The sequence below is a fragment of the Streptomyces sp. NPDC057136 genome, from assembly GCF_042670885.1.
In the GTDB taxonomy this organism is placed as follows: Bacteria; Actinomycetota; Actinomycetes; order Streptomycetales; family Streptomycetaceae; genus Streptomyces.
The window spans coordinates 101,607-122,850 of record NZ_JBHUUV010000009.1 but is presented as its reverse complement, the minus strand read 5'-3'; the positions used below and the strand labels follow the sequence as shown (position 1 = coordinate 122,850).

Genomic DNA, 21,244 nt, shown 5'->3' with positions numbered 1-21,244 from the left:
CTCGGACCCGCCCGGGCAGGGGAACCCCATTCCGACACCGCCCGGGGCGTGGACACCCCGAGGAAGGCCTGACGCAGCATGATTCTGCTTCTGTCGACGTCCGACACCGACCTGCTGAGCGCCCGCGCATCGGAAGGCCCGGTCAGCTACCGCTACGCCAACCCTTCCCGGCTCCCGCTCGACAACCTCCCCGCACTCCTCGACGGCGTGGACCTCGTCGTCGTCCGTCTGCTCGGCGGCGTACGCGCCTGGCAGGACGGCCTCGATCAGCTGCTGGCCACCGGCCGCCCCGTCGTCGTACTGACCGGCGAACAGGCGCCCGACGCCCAGTTGATGGCTGCCTCCACCGTCCCCATCGGGATCGCAGCCGAGGCGCACGCCTACCTCGCGCACGGCGGCCCCGCCAACCTGGCGCAGCTGGGCCGGTTCCTGTCCGACACCGTCCTGCTCACCGGCCACGGCTTCGACCCGCCCGCCCCGGCCCCCGCCTGGGGCCCGCTGGAGCGGACCGCCCGCCCGCTCGACGAGTCCGCGCCCACCATCGCGGTGCTCTACTACCGCGCCCACCACATGAGCGGGAACACCGCGTTCATCGACGACCTCTGCTCGGCCGTGGAGGACGCGGGGGCCCGTCCCCTGCCGTTGTACGTCGCCTCGCTCCGTACCCCCGAGCCCGAGCTCATCGACGAACTCCGCGCCGCGGACGCCATCGTGACCACGGTCCTCGCGGCCGGCGGCACCCGGCCCGCCGAGGCCTCCGCGGGCGGCGACGACGAGTCGTGGGACGCGGGTGCGCTGACCGGCCTGGACGTACCGATCCTGCAGGCGCTCTGCCTGACCGGTTCGCGCAGCGACTGGGAGGACAACGACGAGGGCGTGTCCCCGCTGGACGCCGCGAGCCAGATCGCGGTCCCCGAGTTCGACGGCCGGCTCATCACCGTGCCGTTCTCCTTCAAGGAGATCGACGAGGACGGCCTGCCCGCGTACGTCGCCGACGCCGAACGCGCGGCCAGGGTCGCCGGAATCGCCGTACGGCACGCGCGGCTGCGCCACATCCCGGCCGCCGAGAAGCGGATCGCGCTCGTCCTCTCCGCGTACCCGACCAAGCACTCCCGTATCGGCAACGCGGTCGGCCTCGACACCCCCGCCAGCGCCGTCGCGCTCCTGCGCAGGCTCCGGGCCGAGGGGTACGACTTCGGCCCCGAGGAGGAGATCCCCGGCCTCGTCTCCGGCGACGGCGACGAGCTGATCTACGCCCTGATCGAGGCCGGCGGCCACGACCAGGAGTGGCTGACCGATGAGCAGTTGGCCCGCAACCCGGTCCGGATTCCGGCGGCCGACTACCGCCGCTGGTTCGCCACGCTCCCGGCCCAGCTCCGCGAGGCCGTCGAGCGGCACTGGGGCCCGGCGCCCGGCGAGATGTTCGTGGACCGGTCCAGCAACCCCGAGGGCGACATCGTCCTCGCGGCCCTGCGCCGCGGCAATCTGCTCATCCTGATCCAGCCGCCCCGCGGCTTCGGCGAGAACCCGATCGCGATCTACCACGACCCCGATCTGCCGCCCTCGCACCACTACCTGGCCGCGTACCGCTGGATCGCCGCGTCCGCCGAGGACAACGGGTTCGGCGCCGACGCGATGATCCACCTCGGTAAGCACGGCAATCTGGAGTGGCTGCCCGGCAAGAACGCCGGTCTCTCGGCCGCCTGCGGCCCGGACGCGGCCCTGGGCGATCTGCCGCTGGTGTATCCGTTCCTGGTGAACGACCCGGGCGAGGGCACCCAGGCCAAGCGCCGGGTCCACGCCACCCTGGTCGACCACCTCGTGCCGCCGATGGCCCGTGCCGACAGCTACGGCGACATCGCCCGGCTGGAACAACTCCTCGACGAGCACGCCCAGATCGCGGCGATGGACCCGGCGAAGCTCCCGGCGATCCGCGCCCAGATCTGGACCCTCATCCAGGCCGCGAAGCTCGACCACGACCTCGGGCTCGAAGACCGGCCCGAGGACGAGGGCTTCGACGAGTTCATCATGCATCTCGACGGCTGGCTCTGTGAGATCAAGGACGTCCAGATCCGCGACGGTCTGCACGTCCTGGGCGGCGCCCCGACCGGCAAGGAGCGCGTCAACCTGGTCCTGGCGATTCTGCGCGCCCGCCAGATCTGGGGCGGTACGTCGTCGCTGCCCGGGCTGCGCGAGGCCCTCGGCCTCGACGAGTCGGCGGCCACCCGCACCGCGGCCGACGAGATCGAGGAGCAGGCCCGCGCCCTCGTCCAGGCGATGGAGGACGCGGACTGGGACCCGTCGGCAGTGTCGGCGGTGGCCGCAGGGCAGCCGCAGGCGGTCGCCGACATCCTCGACTTCGCCGCCCGCGAGGTCGTGCCGCGCCTCGCCGCGACGACCGACGAACTCACCCACACCGTCCATGCGTTGAACGGCGGATTCGTGCCCGCCGGTCCGTCCGGGTCGCCGCTGCGCGGTCTGGTCAACGTCCTGCCGACCGGCCGGAACTTCTACTCCGTCGACCCGAAGGCCGTCCCCTCCAAGCTCGCCTGGGAGACCGGACAGGCGCTCGCCGACTCGCTGCTGGAGCGCTACCGCACCGACAACGGCGACTGGCCCACCTCGGTCGGTCTGTCGCTGTGGGGTACGAGCGCGATGCGTACGGCGGGCGACGACATCGCCGAGGCGTTCGCGCTGCTCGGTGTCCGCCCGGTGTGGGACGACGCCTCGCGCCGTGTCACGGGGCTGGAACCGATCCCGTACGAGGAGCTCGGCCGGCCGCGTATCGATGTGACGCTGCGCATCTCCGGGTTCTTCCGGGACGCGTTCCCGCACACCATCGGCCTGCTGGACGACGCGGTGCGGCTGGCCGCCTCGCTGGACGAGCCCGCCGAGCAGAACTACGTACGCGCGCACACCCAGGCCGACCTGGCCGAGCACGGCGACGAACGCCGCGCCACCACACGTATCTTCGGCTCCCGCCCCGGTACGTACGGCGCGGGCCTGCTCCAGCTCATCGACTCGCGAGACTGGCGTACCGACGCCGACCTCGCCGAGGTCTACACGGTGTGGGGCGGATACGCGTACGGCCGCGAGCTGGACGGCCGCCCGGCGCGGGACGAGATGGAGACCGCGTACAAGCGCATCGAGGTCGCCGCGAAGAACACCGACACCCGTGAGCACGACATCGCGGACTCGGACGACTACTTCCAGTACCACGGCGGCATGGTCGCCACGGTCCGCGCGCTGAAGGGCACCGCCCCGGAGGCGTACATCGGGGACTCGACCCGCCCCGAGACCGTCCGGACACGGACGCTGGTCGAGGAGACGTCCCGCGTCTTCCGCGCCCGGGTGGTCAACCCCAAGTGGATCGAGGCGATGCGCCGCCACGGGTACAAGGGGGCGTTCGAGCTGGCGGCGACGGTCGACTACCTCTTCGGGTACGACGCGACGACGGGCGTGGTCGCCGACTGGATGTACGACAAGCTCACCGAGACGTACGTCCTGGACCCGACGAACCGCGAGTTCCTCCAGCAGGCCAACCCCTGGGCGCTGCACGGCATCGCGGAACGCCTCCTGGAGGCCGAGTCGCGCGGTATGTGGGCCAAGCCCGACCCTGCGGTGCTCGACGCCCTGCGCAAGGTCTTCCTGGAGACGGAAGGCGAACTGGAGGGCGAGGACTGAGTCGAACCACGCGTGGTGACTCTTCCGGCACGGCACAATCGCGGTCATGGGGACCTCTGATGCCAGGCTGGAAGAGACCACGGGGCCGATATCCCTGATCCGCGGATTCCTGGTCGGGGGGACGACCGGTGCGGCCCTGGCGTGCATGGTCTCCGGGGTGGTCATCGAGCGCGCGCGGCATGTGAAGTGACCTGATCACGGGAACGGCCCCCGGAACCGTAGGTTCCAGGGGCCGCAGTGCGTCGTGCTTGGTGTGGAGCGACGTCAGTTGGCGTTCACCAGGTCATGCGCGGGCACCTTCACCGTGCGCGCACCCGGCGTGCCGCCCAGGACCACCTTGCGCAGGGCGCTGTTGTTCTTGAGGTTGGTCTCCTTGAGCCGATTCTCCGGGTTGGCCAGCACCTGGATGTAGTAGGTGCCGTTCGCCAGACCGGTGATGTCGAAGGACTGACCCGGAAGGTCCTGCGTGTACGTGTCGCCGGAGCCCACGTCGAGCACCTCGCGCACGGAGATCGAGTTCTCCTGGCCGCACGCGGTGGACAGGTCGGTGTTGTCCGGGTGCCAGTTGGCGTTCTTCACCGTGTAGTCGACGGCGTCGGTGTTGGCCAGGCAGAACGCCTCCTTGCCGCTGCGCACCTTCTCCTTCTTGTCGGCCTTGAGCAGCCGGTAGCTGGCGAAGTCGGTGAAGTGCCAGTGCTCGTGACCGGGGCGGGGGTCCCACTCCATGGTGCCGGTCGGCGTGTAGCCGACCTGCTTGCCCTTGGCGTCGTAGAAGTACTGATAGGCGTCCATCAGCTTCTTGCCGGGGGCGCGGAAGCCGTCCACGACGAGCTGGGCGGGGCCCGCGTTCCATACGTTGGCGCTGAAGGCCAGGTAGTCCTTGCCCTTCACGTTCTCCTCGCCGTCGCTGATCGTGATGCCGTAGGCCGGCAGCGAGCGGAGGTCCGGCTTGGGCACGTCAGGCACGGACGCCTTGCCCTTCGGCCGTGCGGCGTTGGGCGCGACGGCGGGAGCCTTCCTGGAGCCGTCGGTCTGGCCGGGAGCGTCACCCGTGTTCGACGCCCGCAGCGCGCTCTTCTTCAGCGCCCAGGGGAGGGCGGGCGGTGCGGGGGTGAGGGGGCCGTGACCCACGTTGTACGAGGGACCGGCGCCGCTCGTCGCGGACGCGGGGGCCGGTGAGCGCACCGCGCCGTGTCCGGCGTGCCCGGCCATGGCAGACGCCTTGCCCTGCGTCTGCCCCTCGCCGGGCTCGTTGTCCCAACTGCGCTCGCGGACCGTCACCTTGATGGTCCGGGGCTGGTCGGCGATGCCGAACAGGTCCCGGTACTTCTTTGTCACGGACACCTTGGCGGTGTACTTGCCGGGCTTCATGGCGACCGGGGTGCCGTAGTAGCCCGCGTACGTGTTGGACGCCCAGCCGTTCTCGACGCCCCACACCGAACCCATGGTGAACGGGTTGATCGGGCAGCTCTCCGGATACTTCGACGTGGACGGCCCGTCGGGACGTAGCCGCCCGGAGGCGTTGTTCGGGCAGAAGGCCTCCGTCCGGTTCGTCACGACCTTGCCCGCGGCGTCGGTGATGACGATCCGGGAGAAGTCGGGCAGCCCCGCGAAGTCCTTCACCACACCGGGGGGAAGGGTCTTGGTCCGGGTCTTCTTCCCTTCGCGGATGATCTGGGTGGCGACGACCGGGTCCTTGTAGGACTTACGCGTCACCTTGAGTTCGAAGGGCCCGTTCTCGGCGGTGACGTACGTACCGAGGTCGAGATAGACACCGGGGTCGTCCTTCCACGAGTCGAGGGTCACAGAGGTGGAGGCCGCGATCAGGCTGAGCTTCGGCGTGCTCGACGCCTTGCTTTCCGGCGCGGCGGCCACGACTCCGGCGGTCACGGTGATCGCCGCGGCGGCGGCCATCGTCGAGCGCCACAGACGGGTTTGGCGGGATGTGGTCATTTTCCCCGTACTCCGTTTCTTACACGGGTTCCGCATGCCTGCTGGGAGCGGAACTCTTTCCCCACCTGTGGAGAGCCGGTGAATGGCATCAAAGGTTGTCTGCGGACCCAGGAGTCACCCATTGTTGGCTGAAAAGTGTTGTAGGTGCGTGGGTTTGAGCCTTAGGAGGACGGTTTCGGGGGTGCGGGGGACGTGTGTGTCGTAAGGCGCTCCGAGGCGTCGTGGTGGGCGGTCCTCGCTTTACTGCGTACATCAAGTGGGCGATGCTGACCCGGCGTTGGGCGGGCGGCACCGGTGGGGTGGGGCCCGGGGGAGGCTGGTGTTCGTGAGGATTTCCGTGCTCGGTCCGGTGCGGGCCTGGTCCGACGACGCGATGCCCGTCGCCCTTGGTGGCGTACGGCTGCGCATGCTCCTGGCCAGGCTGGCCGTGGACACGGGCCGCCCGGTCTCCGTGGACGCACTGGTCGACGACCTGTGGGGTACGCGGCCGCCCGCGGACGCGGCCAACGCACTCCAGGCACTGGTCTCCCGGCTGCGCAAAGCCCTGCGCGGGGCGGGGACGCTGGACTCCGCGCCCGGGGGTTACCGGCTGTCGGTGCGGCCGGAGGACGTGGATGCGCACCGCTTCGAGGAGCTGGCCGGCCGGGGAGGGCGTGAGCTGGCGGCGGACCGGCCCGAGGAAGCGGCGGCGGTGCTCGGTACGGCGCTGGGACTGTGGCAGGGAGCGGCGCTGGCCGATGTGCTTGAGGCGCCGTTCGCCCGCGCCTGTGCCGCGCGCCTCGAGGATCTGCGGGCGGCCGCCGAAGAGGACCGGTTCGACGCGGAACTGCGGCTCGGACGGGGCGCCGTGGTGCTGCCCGATCTGACGGCGGCGAGCGCGGAACGCCCGCTGAGCGAGCGGCTGGCCGGGCTGCGGATGAGCGCGCTGGCGGCTGCGGGACGTCAGTCCGAGGCGCTGGCCGTGTACGAGGAGATGCGCGCGGGACTGGGCGAGGAACTGGGCGTCGATCCGTCCGCCGCCCTGCGGGACACCCACCTCGCCGTACTGCGGGGCGAGGTGGAGAGCCCGCCTCCGCCGCCCGCGGCCGTACCGAACCGGCTCCCCGCCCGGCTTACCGGTTTCGTCGGCCGGGAAGCGGAGCTGGACCGGCTCGCCGGGCTGCTGGCGGACTCCCGCCTGGTCACCCTGGTGGGACCCGGTGGCGCGGGCAAGACCAGGCTCTCCCTGGAAGCGGTGACCCGGCACAGGGCGTACCGGCGGGGCCGGGTGTGGTTCGTACCGCTCGCCGGGGTGCGCACACCGGACCAGCTGGCCGACGCGGTGCGCACCGCGCTCGGTACCGGGGACCTCCGGCTGCCGGACGCGGGGCGGACCGGGCCGGACTCACCGGACGCGCCGGAAGACCGGGTGAGGGAGGTACTGGACGTCGGTGAGGCCGTGCTCGTACTGGACAACTGCGAGCATCTCGTCGCGGCGGCCGCCGATTTCACGTACCAACTGCTCGACCGGCTCCCGCACTTGACGATCCTCGCCACCAGCAGAGAGCCCCTCGCCATTACGGGAGAAGCGCTCTGCCACCTCGGCCCGCTCGACGTACCCACGGGCACCCCCGAAGTCGCCGAGGCCGGTGCCTCGGCCGCGGTGCGCCTGTTCATCGACCGCGCCGCAGGGGTCCGGCCGGGCTTCGCGCTCGACGACTCCACGGTGGGCCCCGTGGTGGAGATCTGCCGGCGTCTCGACGGCCTGCCGCTCGCGCTGGAGCTGGCCGCGGCCAGACTGCGCTCGATGGGCGTCGACCAGATCGCACGGCGGCTCGACGACCGGTTCCGGCTGCTGACCTCGGGGAGCAGGACCGCGCTGCCGCGCCAGCGCACCCTGCTCGCGGTGGTCGAGTGGAGCTGGGACCTGCTGGACGAGCCCGAACGGACACTGGCGCGCAGGCTCTCCGTGTTTCCCGGCGGAGCCACGCTCGCCGCCCTGGAGGCCGTCTGCCCGGACGACTCGCTGCCGGCCGACGACGTGGTGTACGTCCTGGGCTCCCTGGTCGAGAAGTCCCTGGTGGAAGCGTCGGACACGGGCTCCGGAGGGTCACTGGGCGGGGATCGTGAGGACGGTCCGCGGTACCGGATGCTGGAGACCGTACGCGCGTACGCGGCCCGGCAGCTCGACCGGGCAGGCCAGGCCGACGACGGCGTACCGGCGGCCTTCGCGGCGTACTTCCTCGCGCTGGCCGAGGAGCACGAACCGGGCCTGCGCACCGGTGACCAGCTCCGCTCCCTCGGGCTCTTCGATACGGAGCACGACAACCTGGTCGCCGCGCTGCGGGCGGCCGTGGACTCCGGGGACGCGGAGTCGGCGGCCCGGTTCGTGGGGGCGATGTTCTGGTACTGGGGGATCAGAGGGATGACCACCCAGTTCGAGACGTACCTCGCCGACGTGCTGCGCTTCGGCGACGCCCTGCCCGAACGGGCGCGGGCCGCCTTCGCCGTGGTGCGGCTGATGGCGGGCAACGCGGCGACCGGGTCCGTCCCGGTGCGTGCGCTGATCGAGGAGTGCGAGCGGGCCGGTGCGGTGGAGTTCCACCCGTCGCTGCTGCTGTGGCTGCCGCTCCTCGCGTACTCCTCGGACAACGCGGACCTCGGTGAACTCCTGCTCCGGCGCGCGGGGGAGGCCCCCGAGCCCTGGGTACGGGCCTGTGCGCACTGGGTACGGGACTTCGTCCTCACCGGGCGGGGTGAACAGCCGGCGGGCGTGGACGCGCGCGAAGCGGCCCTGCGCGGTTTCGAGGCGGTCGGTGACCGCTGGGGGCTGGGCATCGCGCTGCTCGCCGTCGGCCGGGACCATTCCCTGAAGGGCGAACACGAGCGGGCCGTCGCGGCCTTCGAACGGGGCGTCGTCCTCAGTTCCGAACTCGGCGCGGAGGACGACATCGTCAACGGCCGGGCCGCGCTTGCGGCGGAGCGGATGCGCGGCGGCGACCTGGACGGCGCGCTGCGGGACATCCGCGCGGCGCAGCGCCAGGCCAAGGAGCGGGGGTACCGGCGCATGGAGGCCGAGATGCTGTTCGGCCTCGCCGACCTGCACCGCAGGGCCGGCGACCTGGAACAGGCCGATCTGACGCTCGACCGGCTGGACACCCTCGTCGACCGGCTGCCCCTCCCCGAGGAGATGGCCCGGGACCAGATCGCGGGCGCCCGGATGGCGAACAGGCTCGCGGAGGGGGCGGCGGGGCGGGCCCGCGAGCTGCTGCCGAGGGCGGTGGGCGGAGCCTTCGCCCGCGGCGACACCGCGGACATCGCGCGCGCCGCCGAACTCCTGGCCCGGCTCCTGCTGTTGGAGGGCGATCCGGTCGGCGCGGCCACCGCACTGGGTACGAGTCAGCTCATCCGAGGCACCTTCGACGAGGGCGACCCACAACTGCACGCCTTGTCAGCCGAGTTGACCGACCGTCTGGGCGATGCCGACTACCGCGAGGCGTACGGCCGTGGCGCACGAATGCCGCGCCAGGACGCGCTGAACCGGCTGACCGAGGAATCCGGCCAACCGGTGGCGTCGTAACAGCCGGCCGCTCAGGCGGCGTTCTTGCGGTAGGCCCGCATGGCCAGCGGGAAGAAGACCACGATCACCCCGGCCATCCAGCCCAGACTGCCGAACAGGGGTCCGGCGACCTCCCCGCCGTTCAGCAGGCCGCGCACCGTATCGGCCATCAGACTGACCGGGTTGATGTCCGACCAGGCCTGGAGCCACCCCGGCATGGACTGCGAGGGGACGAACACATTGCTGGCGAAGGTGAGCGGAAGGACGAGGATCGTCATCAGGCCCTGAACCGAGCCGGGCGCGGTGACCAGCATGCCGATGTAGACCGACAGCCAGGAGAAGCTGACCGCGAAGCCGAGCAGCAGCAGGATCGCGGCCAGTGCGGACACCGCGTCGGTCTCGACCCGGTAGCCCATGACCAGCGCGAGGACCACCAGGGTGCCGAGGGCGACGACGTACCGGACGATGTCGGCCAGGACGGCGCCGATCAGCGGCGCGGAACGGGCGATCGGCATGCTGCGGAACCGGTCGAACATCCCGGTGCCCGCATCCGTGCTGAGGGCGACACCGATGCCGATGCTGGCCTGGAAGACGGTCATCACCATGATGCCGGGCACGATCGTCTGGAGGTACGCGTCGGTGTCGCCGTCGGCGATGGCGCCACCGAAGAGGTAGACGAACATCAGCAGGAACACGATCGGCGTCAGGACGACATCGACGAGCGACGCGGGGGACTTCGCGAGCTTGGTGACCCCGCGCCCGGCGAGGGCGAGGCTGTGCCGGACGGTCTTGGCCGGGCCGATGCGGAGCGCGGGCGCGGCAACGGGGGTGACGGTCGAGGTGCTCATGCCACGGTCCTCTCAGCGACGGTGTTCTGCACGTTCTTGTTCTCGCCCTCGTCCGCCGACCGGCCGGTCAGCGCGAGGAAGACTTCGTCGAGGCTGGGCAGGCGCAGGCCCAACTCATCGGCACTGATCCCGGCCCCGTCGAGACGACGGACCAGCGCGGATATCAGCATCGGGTCGTCGACCGGCACAGTGAGCAGCCCGGTGTTCACCTCACGCACGGGGGCGGAACCGGTCAGCTCGGCCAGGATGCGGCCCACCTCGTCCAGGTCGGCGGGCACGGTCGGACGCACCTGCAGCGTCTGACCGCCGATCCGCCGCTTGAGCTCATCGGGCCGCCCCTCCGCGACCACCCGGCCGTGGTCGAACACGGTGATCCCGTCGGCCAGTTGATCGGCCTCCTCCAAATACTGGGTGGTGAGCAGCACCGTCGCCCCGTCGGCCACCAGCCGCCGTACGACCCCCCAGACCTCCTGCCGCGCATGCGGATCGAGACCGGTGGTCGGCTCGTCCAGATAGAGCACCTGCGGCCGGCCGACGAGACTCGCCGCCAGGTCGAGCCGCCGCCGCATCCCCCCGGAGAAGGTGCTGATCGGCCGGTGAGCGGCATCGGTCAGCTCGAACTGCTCCAGCAGCTCGGTGGCCCGCGCCCTGGCATCGCGCCGCGACATATCGAGCAGCCGGCCCAGCAGTACGAGGTTCTCGGTCCCCGACAGATCCTCGTCCACCGAGGCGTACTGCCCGGTGAGCCCGATCAGCCCCCGGACCCGTACCTGCTCCTTCACCACGTCGTACCCACCGACGCTGGCATGCCCGGCATCAGGCCGCAGCAGCGTGGCCAGAATCCGTACGGTGGTGGTCTTCCCGGCCCCATTGGGCCCCAGCACCCCGATCACCTTCCCGGCCGGCACCTCCAGGTCGACCCCGTCCAGCGCGACCATGTCCCCGTACCGCTTGACCAGACCCTCGGCCCGGATGGCGTACGACATCTTTTCTCCTCGTCAGGCCCTCGTCGTTCTTGATGACCACGACGATGCCGACCACCGCTGACAGGCGACGGACAGAGAGCTGACAGGGAGGGGCGGGGGCTGTCAGGGGGTGTCAGCCGGCCCCTGCGGGGCGGGACCGGAGCGTCGCCGGGTCACCGGACGTGGGCTGCCTCCACCCGGTGCAGGTGGATGAGGATGTCGTAGGAGTGACCCAGCGCGATCTCGGGGTCCTCGGGCGACCAGTACAGACCGTAGGAGCGGGTGGGGCGGGCTTCGGCGAGCCAGTTACGGGCCGCGGCCGGGGCGCTGCGCATGTCGAGGACGAAGTCACGGTGGCGCACGCGGTCGAGGACGTACTCGTTGTGGCCCCGCGGTGCGGGCGGGACGGTGTAGGTCCTGGGCTGTTGCGCGGTGAAATCGGGCAGCGCGTTGACAGTGCCCTGATGGAAGGTCAGGCCGATGCTCACGTAGCGCCCGCCGAGTCGTTCACGAAGGAATGCCCCGGCGGGCGTGGGGAACTCCGCCGGGTTGTCGCTGACGTAGGCGACGTGACCGTTGTTGGAAGCGAGCAGGATCTTGCCGCCGGTGTGGTCGAGCCACCAAGCGGTGTTGTCGGCCATCGCCTGGTCGCGGTAGCGCATGCGCTCGGGGAACTGGTCGTCCGGGAATGCGTAGGCGGTGAAGCTCTGCGCTATCGCCGTGGCGTTCTGCACCGCCCAGGCGTGGTCGCGTTCGGCACGGCGGTCGGAGACGTTCGGGCCGCCGTGGCTGCGGAGCAGCGCGAGGGCGGCGTCGGCGCGGTCGGCGTCCGCCTCCCGCAGAGATGCGTCCTTGGTGAGCTGCTGGAACATCCAGGGCCCGGCCTGGGTGCCGGCGGCAGGCTTCAGCGGTGCGTACAACTCGTCCACGCGTCCGGCGAGATCGGGCCGGTGGGCGGCGAGGTAGTCGGTGACGCGGTCGAAGGCATCCGGGCCCGGGTAGCCCAGGTCGTTGCCGACGAACCGGAGCCGGGGCCGGTCGGGGTGACCGGTGTTGTAGCGGCGCATCCAGTGGATGAGGTCGAGGTACTCCTCGGTGTTCCAGAAGACGTACTGGCCCTGGAACTCGTCGCGCATGATCTGCGCCGGGTCACCGACACCGCGTGTCACGTAGTCGTCCAGGCGCAGCCCGGTGCTCCAACTGGCCTCCAGGGCGAACGTGGTGAAGCCCCGGGTGGTCACCAGGTGCCGGAAGACGCGCTGCTTGAGGGTGAAGAACTCATGGGCACTGTGGCTGGCCTCGCCCAGCCCGACGACGCGGGCGTTCCCGACCATGCGGTCCAGGGCACCCAGATCGCCCAGGGGGTGTGCGTGACGGTCGAGTTCGCCCCACGGGGACGTCGGTGACGCGTCGGCAGGGGTGGTGCTGAGAGCGAGAGTGCTTGCCGCGAGTGCCGCGGTGGCGTTGCGAAGCAGGCTGCGACGTCGGACGGAGCTTCGGACGGAGTTGGAGCCGTGCATTGCGTCCCCCTGGGGCGTGGTCGGTGTGGTGTGAACGACCGTAGCGATAAGTTGGGCGCTTGCGCAATACGTTTGTATAAGACGTCCGTCCGATGCGTTCGCCTGAGGCGTTCGCGCCACATGCCGGGTAGTGTCCGCCGGCATGGGAAATCGTGAAGACCTCCTGTCCGGAGCCAGGCGCTGCCTGGAGGAGAGGGGCTGGGCGCGCACCACGGTGCGCGACATTGCGGCCGCCTCGGGCGGCGTGAGCATGGCCGCCATCGGCTACCACTTCGGTTCGCGCGAGGCGCTGCTGAACGCGGCGCTCATCGAGGCGATCGACGACTGGGGAACGCGGCTCGGCCGCACTCTGGCCTCCTTCGGCAAGGCCGACAGCAGTCCGGCCGAGCGTTACGAAGCCATGTGGGTGGCCGTCATCGAATCGTTCACCGCCGACCGCACGCTGTGGCTGGCCACGATGGAAGCCCTGGTCCAGGCCGAGCACGCCGACGACCTGCGCCTCTATCTGGCGGGAGGCCAGGCCCAGGGCCGTCAGGGCCTGGCGGCCCTACTGCGCGGCGCACCGGAGAACGAGGTCGACGCCGGCGCCGCGCGCACCCTTGGCGCGGTCCAGATGGCCCTCTTCACCGGCGTGATGACGCAGTGGCTCACCGATCCCGGCCAGGCCCCCACCGCTGCCGAAGTCGTCACGGGACTGGGCGCTCTCACCGGCATCGTCAACGCGCACGAGTAGAGAGGCTCACGACGAGGGGCCCGCCTCACCCCGGACGCAGGGCAGCGGCTTTTGCGGAGCGCGGGTCCCGCTTCTGGTCCACTGCCTCAGCTTCGCGGCGCGCTCCCGCCAGTCCATGACCGGCGATCTACGCGGGCATGACCGCGTGAATGCGGGAGAGGGTGAAGACACGTTCGTCGTTTCGCAGGTGGCACCAGGCATACAGGTGGGGCGGGTCGAGATCGAGCTCGCTGAGGGCGCGTACGGTGCGGCTGCCCGAGGCGGCGACGTATTCGATGGTGGGGGACGCCGGGCCCCTCGGACGGTGACGGAACCGCCCGAGGGACCCGGCGTGGCGCAGGTCAGCTGTCGGTCTTGGCGGGTTCCTTGCCGTGCTGGTCGACGACCGTGCGCTCCATGATGGCGCTGGTCCCGAACAGTGTGTCGGAAGTGATCCCCTTGACCTCGTCCTTGGTGATGTACGAGCGCGAGCCGAGGAAGGCGAGGGTGTCCTTGTCGAAGATCCATTCGTCACGGGTCGCGGAAGAGGCGTCTTCGTGTGTGATGGCGATGCCGTGACGGCCGGCGGCGTCGACGGCGTCGGGGATCTCCTTCACGCCGGGGATCTTTGCGGCTGCCTTGTAGAACGCGGAGGCGTTCGCCGGCGGCATGATCGTTTCGCTCACCAGGTCGCCGATCGTTGAGAAGACGGCCTGCTCCTTCGACTCGTCCTCGTCCACCCCCGTCTGGGCGTAGAGCAGCTTGAGCAGCGCGTCGGGGTCGGTGGGCAGCGAGGCCAGCCACTTGTACGTGGGGTGGTGGATGCCCGCCGGGACTGGATCTGAGGACTCGATGGGGACCAGCTGACCGGGCATCACGGCGCCCTTCCCGGATTCGAGGATCCACCCGGTGTTCGTGACCGGGCCGGGCTCCTGCGACGTCCAGACCTCACGCTTGTGCACCGCACCGAGACGCACGGGACCGTCGAAGGTGCCCTCGTTCGAGCGGGTCAGGCTCTCGGCGTACACGAACTGTCCGTCCTTCACCGGCGTCGCGTCGGTTGCCATGGCTGCGACGGCGATCCGGTTGAGAGTGGCGGGGGCGCTGTTGGCGCCGGCGGCTCCGGTCGCCGGGGCGAAGGTGTCGTCACCGCCGGAGAGCGTGACGATCAGTGCCCCGGCCAGTGCCATCGACGCGAGGGGCAACAGCACGACTCCACGCGCCAGTCGACGGCGTGGCGTCGGGTGTGTCTGGGTGGAAGGGGTGCGGTCGTGGTCGATCTGCTGCATCAGAACGTCCTTGTAGTGGAGGTGTCTGCTCGGCGGGAGGTCCCATTCGGCCGGAGCCGACAGCAACTCCTCGACCTCACTCCGGGCGGAACCGGGGTGCGGCGGATTGTTGTTTGTCATCCGGTTTCCTCCTGCAGAAACTTGGCCGCGAATGCGGCCTCACTCTCCTTCTCTCCGCGAGGGCCCCGCGGTTCCGCCTTTACGCGGTCGAGCCCGGAGCTGAGCCGCGCCAGCCGCGCCCGTGCGCGCGACAGCCGCGACCGCACGGTGCCGACCGGGATGCCGAGCGCCTCGGCGGTCTGCTGGTAGTCCAGCCCGGCCGACACGCACAGGGCGAACACCTCCCGGTCCTGGGGACGCAACTTGCCCAGCGCCCCGTGGACGACGGCGAGACGGCGGGCGTCATCGATCCGGCCGGCCGTCTCGTCCGCGAAGTCCTCGACGGGACGCGGTGCCGGGCTGCGCGCCAGGAAGACGAGCCGTCGGCGCAGACCACGGTTGGCGTTGTGCGCCTTGTGCGTGGCGATGCCGAGCAGCCAGGGCTTGAGTGAACCGCCCTCCGGCTCCACCGTCTCCCGCGTACGCCAGGCGGCGAGGAAGGTCTCGGACATGGCCTCCTCGGCCTCCGACCAGTTGCCGGTCAGCCGCAGGGCATGGTTGTAGACCGCTCGTGCGTACTGGTCGTACAGGTCGGCGAACGCCGCACGGTCTCCTGCCCGTATGCGAGCACGCACCGACTCTGTTGGTTCTGTATGCCTCACACTCGTTACTCTCCGCGGGCCCGACGGGGTTCCTGTGGCCTCCGCCACACCACTGCACGCGCGTCCGGAAAGCTGGCCCCCGCAGCAAGCGGTGGGGGCCTTCGACGTATTGCCCGGTGAGAGCAATGGCGGAGGATACGAGATTCGAACTCGTGAGGGGTCGCCCCCAACACGCTTAGGGTGAGCCCCTGCAACGCGGCTGTTGCGGCGACGACGAGATCCACCGCGCCGGCGCTGCGGTGCTTGCCCTGCTTGGTGAGGGCCTCTTGAACATGCCAGGCCCGATCGTAGGCCCGGTCGTCGACGGGAACCCAGCCGAAGATCAACCGCATGGCCTCGATGCCGCGCGCCCGGTCGGCGGCCGACCGGGCGCTGTAGAAGAATTCCAGCTCTGTGATCGGGCAGGTGGCGATGAGCCCGGCCGTTGCCGCCTGGTCCCAGCCGTACTGTTCCGCGTCCCCGCGCAGGAAGCGTGCGAGCGCACTGGTGTCGATCAGGAACTGTGCCGCGTTCACCGACGGTAGTTCCGCTTGTCCTCGAACAGCTCCAGGTCGAACGCACCTTGATCGGCTGCGGCGCGAAGCCGGGTGAGGGCAAGGGCGCGGCGCCGGTTCTCCAGTACTTCGCGCAGGGCTGGGTTGACCGTTTCCCTCTTGGTGCGCGTCCCCAGGGCTTTCGCCACGTCGGCGACCAGCTCGTCGTCGAGATCTATGACGGTCCGGCTCATGTGCGCCTCCTGGATACTCGCCGGTGCCGAACTCGCCGATGCCGACATCGATGCCCTGACCGACATGCTTCAGCGCCGGGCGACTTCCGGCAGCGGCGGCCCCCAGCACCACGGCAACCCGGTGAAACCACGTGAAGGCGCCGTGAAACCGCCGGGCACCAGAGTCTCCGGTGACCGCTCGATCCCGGTCACGATGGAGTAGACGATGACTGAGTACGCAGTCCAGGCGACCGGCCTGGTGAAGGACTTCGGCGAGTTCCGCGCCGTCGACGGCATCGACCTCGAGGTGCGCCGCGGAGAGATCTTCGGCGTCCTCGGTCCCAACGGCGCCGGCAAGACCACTGTCCTGCGGATGCTCGCCACGCTGCTGTCGGTGGACGAGGGCCACGCCGAGATCTTCGGCGTGGATGTCCGCCGTGAGCCGCACCGGATCCGGCAGTTGATCGGTGTCACCGGGCAGTACGCCTCGGTGGACGAGAACCTCACCGCCCGCGAGAACCTCTGGCTCTTCGGTCGGCTTCAGGGCGTGCCCGGCAAAAAGGCGCACGCCACCGCGGAGCGCTTGCTCGGCCAGTTCTCCCTTGAGGAGGCCGCCGACAAGGCGATCTCGCAGTTCTCCGGCGGCATGCGACGCCGCCTCGACCTTGCCGCCAGCCTGATCAGCCGCCCGCCGCTGATCTTTCTCGACGAGCCGACCACGGGCCTCGATCCACGGACCCGCGGACAGATGTGGGACACGATCCGCGGCCTGGTGACCGACGGCTGCACTGTCCTGCTGACCACGCAGTACCTGGATGAGGCCGACCAGCTCGCCGACCGTATCGCGGTCATCGATCGCGGCCGGAAGGTTGCCGAGGGCACACCGGACGAGCTGAAGTCCTCAGTCGGCAACTCGACCCTGCAGCTCCAGCTGGCCCAGAACGCCGACCAGATGCTCGCCGTCGACGTGGTACGCCGACTGCTGCACGAGGAGCCGGTACTCACTCCGGAGTCCGGCCGGATGAACGTTGCCCTCGACGAGGCCGACCGCGCCGCCGACGTACTGATCAGCTTGCGTCAGGCCGGCATCTCGATCACTTCGGTGAGTGTCGACAAGCCCACCCTCGACGAGGTCTTCCTCGCGATCACCGGTCACGACGCCGGTCGCGACGCCGGCCAGGACGCCGGCGAGACGGACGAACCCCGTACCGACGAGCCCGCCATGGAGATCGCCCGATGAGCACCACTGTCACCGCGCCCAGCAATCCCATCGGAGACCCGATGGACCTGGTCGCCCGCACCCGGAGCCACACCACCCTGCAGGAGACCGTCGGCCAGACCATGTCCATGGCCTGGCGGGCGGCCAAGAAGATGCGCCGCAATCCGGAGCAGTTCTTCGATGTGACGATCCAGCCGATCCTGTTCACCGCGATGTTCGCCTACATTTTCGGTGGCGCGATCTCCGGCGACGTGAAGAGCTACCTGCCGCTGATGATCCCCGGCATCCTCGCCCAGACGGTGCTGACCACCTGTATGGCCACCGGTGTGCAGCTGCGCGAGGACATGGACAAGGGCGTCTTCGACCGGTTCAAGTCCCTGCCGATCGCACGGATCGCGCCACTGGCGGGCCCGATGGTCGCCGATCTGCTGCGCTACACAATCGCGGCGACGCTGACCTTCGGCATGGGCATCCTGATCGGCTACCGCCCGGACGGTGGTGTGATCGGCGTCCTCGCCGCGATCCTGCTGGCCATCTTCACCGGCTGGTCGCTGGCCTGGGTGTTCACCTGGATCGGCACGATCGCCCGGAGCGCGCAAAGCGTGCAGGGGATCTCGATGATGATCCTGTTCCCGCTGACGTTCCTGTCCAACGCGTTCGTGCCGGTCGACTCACTGCCCGACTGGCTGGCTGCCTTCGTGAAGGTCAACCCGGTCTCGCATCTGGTCTCGGCGGCGCGCGACCTGGCCAACCATGGCGACGTCACCGGCCAGGTCTGGCTGACGCTGCTGGCCTGCGTCGTCGTGATCGCGATCTTCGCGCCGCTGTCGGTACGCAGCTACAAGCTTCATCTGTGAGTCCGGCGTTGAACTTGTCCCGCTGCGTCTCGAATGGCAGGACGTCCGTCACTCGAGCTTCTTGACGAACCTCAGGGCCTCGTCGCGGAGTTCGGGTCCGCGTCGTTCGCCGAGCTCGTGTTGTAGCGCCGCGAGCCGGCCGGTGGCCTTCTCCTCGGCGTACGGCGTGATCCGCTCCCACGCCATCGTGGGCACCGACCGGTTGTAGGCGAAGCGGTCGGCGTACACGAGCAGCCGGACGGCGTCCTGCTCCGGGAGCGCGTCCCGGAGCAGGCCCCAGGCGCCCAGCGCGAACAGCACGATGCCGGTGACCGGATAGTCCAGCCGGTCGTACGCCGGGTCGAGCACCCGCCGCGACCGGTCCAGGCACGACCGGAACAGCGCGGTCGCGTACTCCTCGTGCTCCGGCCCCGAGTAGCGCGCGTGCGCGGCCAGCGTGATCCCCTCACAGTTGAGGAGCCACGGCTCGAGGCCGGTCGTGGGGATCCCCGGAAACCGCAGACCGCGCACCCGGTCGACGGCAGCGCGGTAGAGCGCCAGGCCGGTGTCGTGGTCACCGGAGGCCAGGGCGAGCTCGGCCCGGCCCATGTCGATGGCGAGCTGCCCGGCGAAGATATGTTCGGAGTTCTCGGCCTCGCTCATCCGGGCCCCCTCCTGCCTGGCATGGTCGAGGTCGCCTTCGTGGATCGCGGCGAGCGCGAGCAGCGCACGCAGCTGCAGGATGTCGTCGCTGGCGCCCAGCCGGAGGAGCACCGGCAGCGCGGCGCGCGCGTGCACGACGGCGGAGGGCACCCGTCCGAGCTGCATGTCCAGCTGGGTGAGCTGCGTGTGCAGGATCGCTGCGGACCAGAGCCCGTCGCTCTCCCGGCACAGGGCGAGTGCGCGCTCGGCGGCGGTCACGGCCCCCTCAGGGTCTCCGGCGTTCTCGAGCCCATAGCTGCGCCATTGCCACGCGAGCCCGGCGATGTGCCGGTCGTCCGAGGCGGTGAACTCCTCGAGCCGGCGGACGAACTCGTCTTCGTCACCTTGGGAGAACCCCGTCAGCACCCGCACCATCCCCGCCACCCGTGGCTCGTCGCCGGGCCCGAGCTTCCGCAGCAGCGCGCGGATCGGCTCCGCGGTCTCCTCGACCACGATCATCGCGTTGCTCAGCGTCATCACCAGCGCGATCCGGGCCATCTCCGCAATCTCCGGTGACGGTGTCCAAGAGCTGATCGTGTGGGCGACCGCGTCGACCAGGACGATCACACGTCCATGGCTGCCCAGGATCGACCAGTACGTGCCGAGCGCGGCCAGCACCTGCACCACGGTCTCCGGGTCCGGCGCCGCGAGCGCCTGCCGGAGCACGTCGGCCAGGTTCATTTCCTCGACCCGGATAGCGTCAACCACCTCGAACTGATCGGGGCCGAAGAGCCTGGGGACGTGGAGTGCGGCGTACTCGACCGCCCAGGCACGGTGTGCCGCCTGGGCGACTTCGTCCTCACCGACGTCGACCAGCTGCATCCTGCCGAACTCGCGCACCGTCTCAAGCATCCGGTAGCGGACTCCCGCGCCGGATTCGAGGACCGTCAGCAGCGACTGGTTCACCAGGCTCTGTACCGCGTCCAGCGCGTCCGGACCGAGCACCCGCTCCGCGGCATCGAGGGTGAAGCCGTCGTGGAAGACCGACAGCCAGCGCAGCGCGCGCTTCTCCGTGTCGGCGAGCAGGTTCCACGACCAGTCGATCACCGCGAGCAGTGTCTGGTGCCGGTCCGGCGCGCTGCGGTCGCCACCGCGCAGCAGGGCGAAGCGGTTCTCCAGCCGACGCGCGATGTCCGGGGTGGACATCACCCGTACCTTGGCTGCGGCCAGCTCGATCGCCAGCGGGAGACCGTCGAGATGGCCGACGATGTCCGCAACCGCGCCCTCGTCGAGGACGACGTCGGGGCGTGCGGCGACGGCACGCTGGGCGAACAGCTCGCCGGCGTCCTCGGCGCGGAGTGCGTCGAGCGGGTAGACCCGCTCCGCCGCGATCGCCAGGGGTGCCCGTGTCGTGGTCAGCACCCGTACCTCGCGGGTCGTGGTGACCAGGTAGGCGACGAGATCGGCCACGGAGCCCACGATGTGCTCGCAGTTGTCCAGGATCAGCAGGCTCGGTGCCTGGTCGAGATGGTGCGCGATGCGCGCGCGTACGTCGGCGCGCTGCTCCGGCGTCAGGGCCCGGCGCCCGCTGACCGAGTCGCGGACGCCGAGCGCCGATCCCACCTCGCCGACCAGATCCTCGGGGGCGGTCACGCCGACCAGCTCGACGAAGTGCACCACCGGCTGCGCGGCGCTGCGGCCGAGCACGTGGGCGAGCCGGGTCTTGCCGAGACCTCCGGGGCCGAGGATCGAGACCACCCGCGAGGCCACCATCGCGGCGCACAGCCGGCGGACATCGTCAGCGCGTCCGAGTAGCGCAGTAGCCTCGTAGTGCAGACCGTCGCGCACCGGACTGTCCCGCGAGAGCAGCTCATGGTGGAGTCGCCGCAGCTCGGGCCCGGGATCGGTGCCGAGCCGGTCGCGCAGAGCGGACCGGTAGGTCTCGAAGCGGTTCAGAGCCGCTGCGGCACCGCGCACGGCCGCCAGGCTCCGCAGCAGGTCGGCCAGCAGGGCTTCGTCGTCAGCCTGCGCAGCGAGGGCCTCCTCGAGTTCCGGCAGCGCCTCGTTGTGCGACCCGCTGCGGCTCGCCGACTGCGCCAGCACGGTGCGGGCAGTCCGAAGGTTGCGGGCGGCCTCTCGGCGTACGTCGGCGAGCGGGCCGGTCACGTCTCCCACGATCGCGAGGCCGTCGGCCAGCGCGAGTGCGGCGCGGGCGTGCTCGGCCGCCTGCGTGGGGTCGCCCGTCAACGCGCCCCTCGCCGCCGCGGTCTCCGATCGGACCACCAGCGAGTCGATCTGGTGAGGGCCGAGACCGAGCCGGTATCCGTTGCCGTCGCGCACTATCGACTCCGGCCCGCACGCCGCGCGGGTACGGGAGACCAGGACCTGTAGCGCCTTTCCCGGGGTCGCGGGCTCGTTATCGGCCCAGACCGCCTCGATCAGCCGCTCGGCGCGCACCGTGGTGCCGGACGCGAGCGCCGCGAGCAGGGCCTGAGGACGCTCGCCAACGACGGCTTCGCCCCGCCAGCGCACCCCGTTGAGTAACGTCAGGACGATCGGCACCCGGTCAGT

Annotated in this window: 15 protein-coding genes and 1 pseudogene; 7 read left to right on the top strand and 9 right to left on the bottom strand. The window is 70.4% G+C overall.

Going from position 1 to position 21,244, the window contains the following annotated elements; all coding sequences use genetic code 11:
* The first annotated feature begins 78 nt into the window (after window positions 1-78).
* A complete protein-coding gene (gene cobN, locus ACFT7S_RS14215; RefSeq protein ID WP_382731092.1) occupies window positions 79-3,684 on the top strand; it encodes a cobaltochelatase subunit CobN in 3,606 nt (1,201 codons plus the stop codon).
* A gap of 46 nt (window positions 3,685-3,730) precedes the next feature.
* Complete coding sequence (locus ACFT7S_RS14210) at window positions 3,731-3,874, top strand: hypothetical protein (RefSeq protein WP_382731089.1); 144 nt, start codon at window positions 3,731-3,733, stop codon at window positions 3,872-3,874.
* 74 nt (window positions 3,875-3,948) lie between these two features.
* Here the strand turns inward: ACFT7S_RS14210 and ACFT7S_RS14205 are convergent, their stop codons facing one another.
* Window positions 3,949-5,637 (bottom strand): lysyl oxidase family protein, encoded by a 1,689-nt coding sequence (locus tag ACFT7S_RS14205; protein ID WP_382731087.1) that lies wholly within the window; start codon window positions 5,635-5,637, stop codon window positions 3,949-3,951.
* A gap of 325 nt (window positions 5,638-5,962) precedes the next feature.
* Here ACFT7S_RS14205 and ACFT7S_RS14200 point away from each other — a divergent pair, with 325 nt between their 5' ends.
* Window positions 5,963-9,196 (top strand): BTAD domain-containing putative transcriptional regulator, encoded by a 3,234-nt coding sequence (locus ACFT7S_RS14200; RefSeq protein ID WP_382731085.1) that lies wholly within the window; start codon window positions 5,963-5,965, stop codon window positions 9,194-9,196.
* A gap of 11 nt (window positions 9,197-9,207) precedes the next feature.
* On the opposite strand, the gene ACFT7S_RS14195 is transcribed toward ACFT7S_RS14200, so the two are convergent.
* From ACFT7S_RS14195 to ACFT7S_RS14185, 3 genes are all read right to left on the bottom strand, one after another.
* Window positions 9,208-10,023, bottom strand: coding sequence for an ABC transporter permease (locus ACFT7S_RS14195; RefSeq protein ID WP_382731082.1), 816 nt, complete (start codon window positions 10,021-10,023; stop codon window positions 9,208-9,210).
* Window positions 10,020-11,009, bottom strand: a complete 990-nt coding sequence (locus ACFT7S_RS14190) for an ATP-binding cassette domain-containing protein (protein ID WP_382731079.1) — start codon at window positions 11,007-11,009, stop codon at window positions 10,020-10,022. Before ACFT7S_RS14190 ends, ACFT7S_RS14195 begins: the two co-directional genes overlap by 4 nt.
* A gap of 152 nt (window positions 11,010-11,161) precedes the next feature.
* Window positions 11,162-12,508 carry an erythromycin esterase family protein gene (locus ACFT7S_RS14185; protein WP_382731076.1) on the bottom strand — a complete coding sequence of 449 codons (1,347 nt, stop codon included), beginning with the start codon at window positions 12,506-12,508 and terminating at the stop codon, window positions 11,162-11,164.
* A gap of 142 nt (window positions 12,509-12,650) precedes the next feature.
* Between ACFT7S_RS14185 and ACFT7S_RS14180 the strand changes: the two genes are divergently transcribed.
* Window positions 12,651-13,241 (top strand): TetR/AcrR family transcriptional regulator, encoded by a 591-nt coding sequence (locus ACFT7S_RS14180; RefSeq protein ID WP_382731073.1) that lies wholly within the window; start codon window positions 12,651-12,653, stop codon window positions 13,239-13,241.
* A 341-nt stretch (window positions 13,242-13,582) separates the two neighbouring features.
* Here the strand turns inward: ACFT7S_RS14180 and ACFT7S_RS14175 are convergent, their stop codons facing one another.
* The 4 genes and pseudogenes from ACFT7S_RS14175 to ACFT7S_RS14160 all read right to left on the bottom strand — a co-directional run bounded on the left by ACFT7S_RS14175 (window position 13,583) and on the right by ACFT7S_RS14160 (window position 15,997).
* Window positions 13,583-14,629, bottom strand: coding sequence for a CU044_5270 family protein (locus ACFT7S_RS14175; RefSeq protein ID WP_382731071.1), 1,047 nt, complete (start codon window positions 14,627-14,629; stop codon window positions 13,583-13,585).
* The gene (locus tag ACFT7S_RS14170; RefSeq protein WP_382731069.1) at window positions 14,626-15,243 is read right to left on the bottom strand and encodes an RNA polymerase sigma factor; all 618 of its coding nucleotides are present in this window, start codon (window positions 15,241-15,243) and stop codon (window positions 14,626-14,628) included. Before ACFT7S_RS14170 ends, ACFT7S_RS14175 begins: the two co-directional genes overlap by 4 nt.
* Window positions 15,244-15,446: 203 nt before the next feature.
* Window positions 15,447-15,785 (bottom strand): annotated as a pseudogene (locus ACFT7S_RS14165) (PIN domain-containing protein); the annotation flags it as partial.
* A complete protein-coding gene (locus tag ACFT7S_RS14160) occupies window positions 15,782-15,997 on the bottom strand; it encodes a type II toxin-antitoxin system VapB family antitoxin (protein ID WP_382731066.1) in 216 nt (71 codons plus the stop codon). The pseudogene ACFT7S_RS14165 and the gene ACFT7S_RS14160, both read right to left, overlap by 4 nt.
* Between ACFT7S_RS14160 and ACFT7S_RS14155 the strand changes: the two genes are divergently transcribed.
* Genes ACFT7S_RS14155 through ACFT7S_RS14145 form a run of 3 tightly spaced genes read left to right on the top strand, consistent with a single transcriptional unit; the run spans window position 15,996 to window position 18,052 of the window.
* Window positions 15,996-16,199 carry a hypothetical protein gene (locus ACFT7S_RS14155; protein ID WP_382731063.1) on the top strand — a complete coding sequence of 68 codons (204 nt, stop codon included), beginning with the start codon at window positions 15,996-15,998 and terminating at the stop codon, window positions 16,197-16,199. The genes ACFT7S_RS14160 and ACFT7S_RS14155 overlap by 2 nt on opposite strands.
* Window positions 16,200-16,202: 3 nt before the next feature.
* Entirely contained in the window at window positions 16,203-17,216 is a 1,014-nt protein-coding gene (locus ACFT7S_RS14150; RefSeq protein ID WP_382731060.1) for an ATP-binding cassette domain-containing protein, read from the top strand.
* Entirely contained in the window at window positions 17,213-18,052 is an 840-nt protein-coding gene (locus ACFT7S_RS14145) for an ABC transporter permease (protein WP_382731058.1), read from the top strand. Before ACFT7S_RS14150 ends, ACFT7S_RS14145 begins: the two co-directional genes overlap by 4 nt.
* A 48-nt stretch (window positions 18,053-18,100) precedes the next feature.
* Here the strand turns inward: ACFT7S_RS14145 and ACFT7S_RS14140 are convergent, their stop codons facing one another.
* Window positions 18,101-21,235: a BTAD domain-containing putative transcriptional regulator gene (locus tag ACFT7S_RS14140; RefSeq protein WP_382731055.1), complete on the bottom strand. Its 3,135-nt coding sequence runs from the start codon at window positions 21,233-21,235 to the stop codon at window positions 18,101-18,103.
* Window positions 21,236-21,244 lie beyond the last annotated feature (9 nt).

What these genes read in the sequence shown, in the direction of transcription:
- cobN (WP_382731092.1), top strand. Translation starts at nt 79, where the DNA reads ATGATTCTGCTTCTGTCGACGTCCGACACCGACCTGCTGAGCGCCCGC.
- ACFT7S_RS14160 (WP_382731066.1), bottom strand. Translation starts at nt 15,997, where the DNA reads ATGAGCCGGACCGTCATAGATCTCGACGACGAGCTGGTCGCCGACGTG.
- ACFT7S_RS14175 (WP_382731071.1), bottom strand. Translation starts at nt 14,629, where the DNA reads ATGACAAACAACAATCCGCCGCACCCCGGTTCCGCCCGGAGTGAGGTC.
- ACFT7S_RS14155 (WP_382731063.1), top strand. Translation starts at nt 15,996, where the DNA reads ATGTGCGCCTCCTGGATACTCGCCGGTGCCGAACTCGCCGATGCCGAC.
- ACFT7S_RS14195 (WP_382731082.1), bottom strand. Translation starts at nt 10,023, where the DNA reads ATGAGCACCTCGACCGTCACCCCCGTTGCCGCGCCCGCGCTCCGCATC.
- ACFT7S_RS14185 (WP_382731076.1), bottom strand. Translation starts at nt 12,508, where the DNA reads ATGCACGGCTCCAACTCCGTCCGAAGCTCCGTCCGACGTCGCAGCCTG.
- ACFT7S_RS14205 (WP_382731087.1), bottom strand. Translation starts at nt 5,637, where the DNA reads ATGACCACATCCCGCCAAACCCGTCTGTGGCGCTCGACGATGGCCGCC.
- ACFT7S_RS14180 (WP_382731073.1), top strand. Translation starts at nt 12,651, where the DNA reads ATGGGAAATCGTGAAGACCTCCTGTCCGGAGCCAGGCGCTGCCTGGAG.
- ACFT7S_RS14210 (WP_382731089.1), top strand. Translation starts at nt 3,731, where the DNA reads ATGGGGACCTCTGATGCCAGGCTGGAAGAGACCACGGGGCCGATATCC.
- ACFT7S_RS14145 (WP_382731058.1), top strand. Translation starts at nt 17,213, where the DNA reads ATGAGCACCACTGTCACCGCGCCCAGCAATCCCATCGGAGACCCGATG.
- ACFT7S_RS14190 (WP_382731079.1), bottom strand. Translation starts at nt 11,009, where the DNA reads ATGTCGTACGCCATCCGGGCCGAGGGTCTGGTCAAGCGGTACGGGGAC.
- ACFT7S_RS14150 (WP_382731060.1), top strand. Translation starts at nt 16,203, where the DNA reads ATGACTGAGTACGCAGTCCAGGCGACCGGCCTGGTGAAGGACTTCGGC.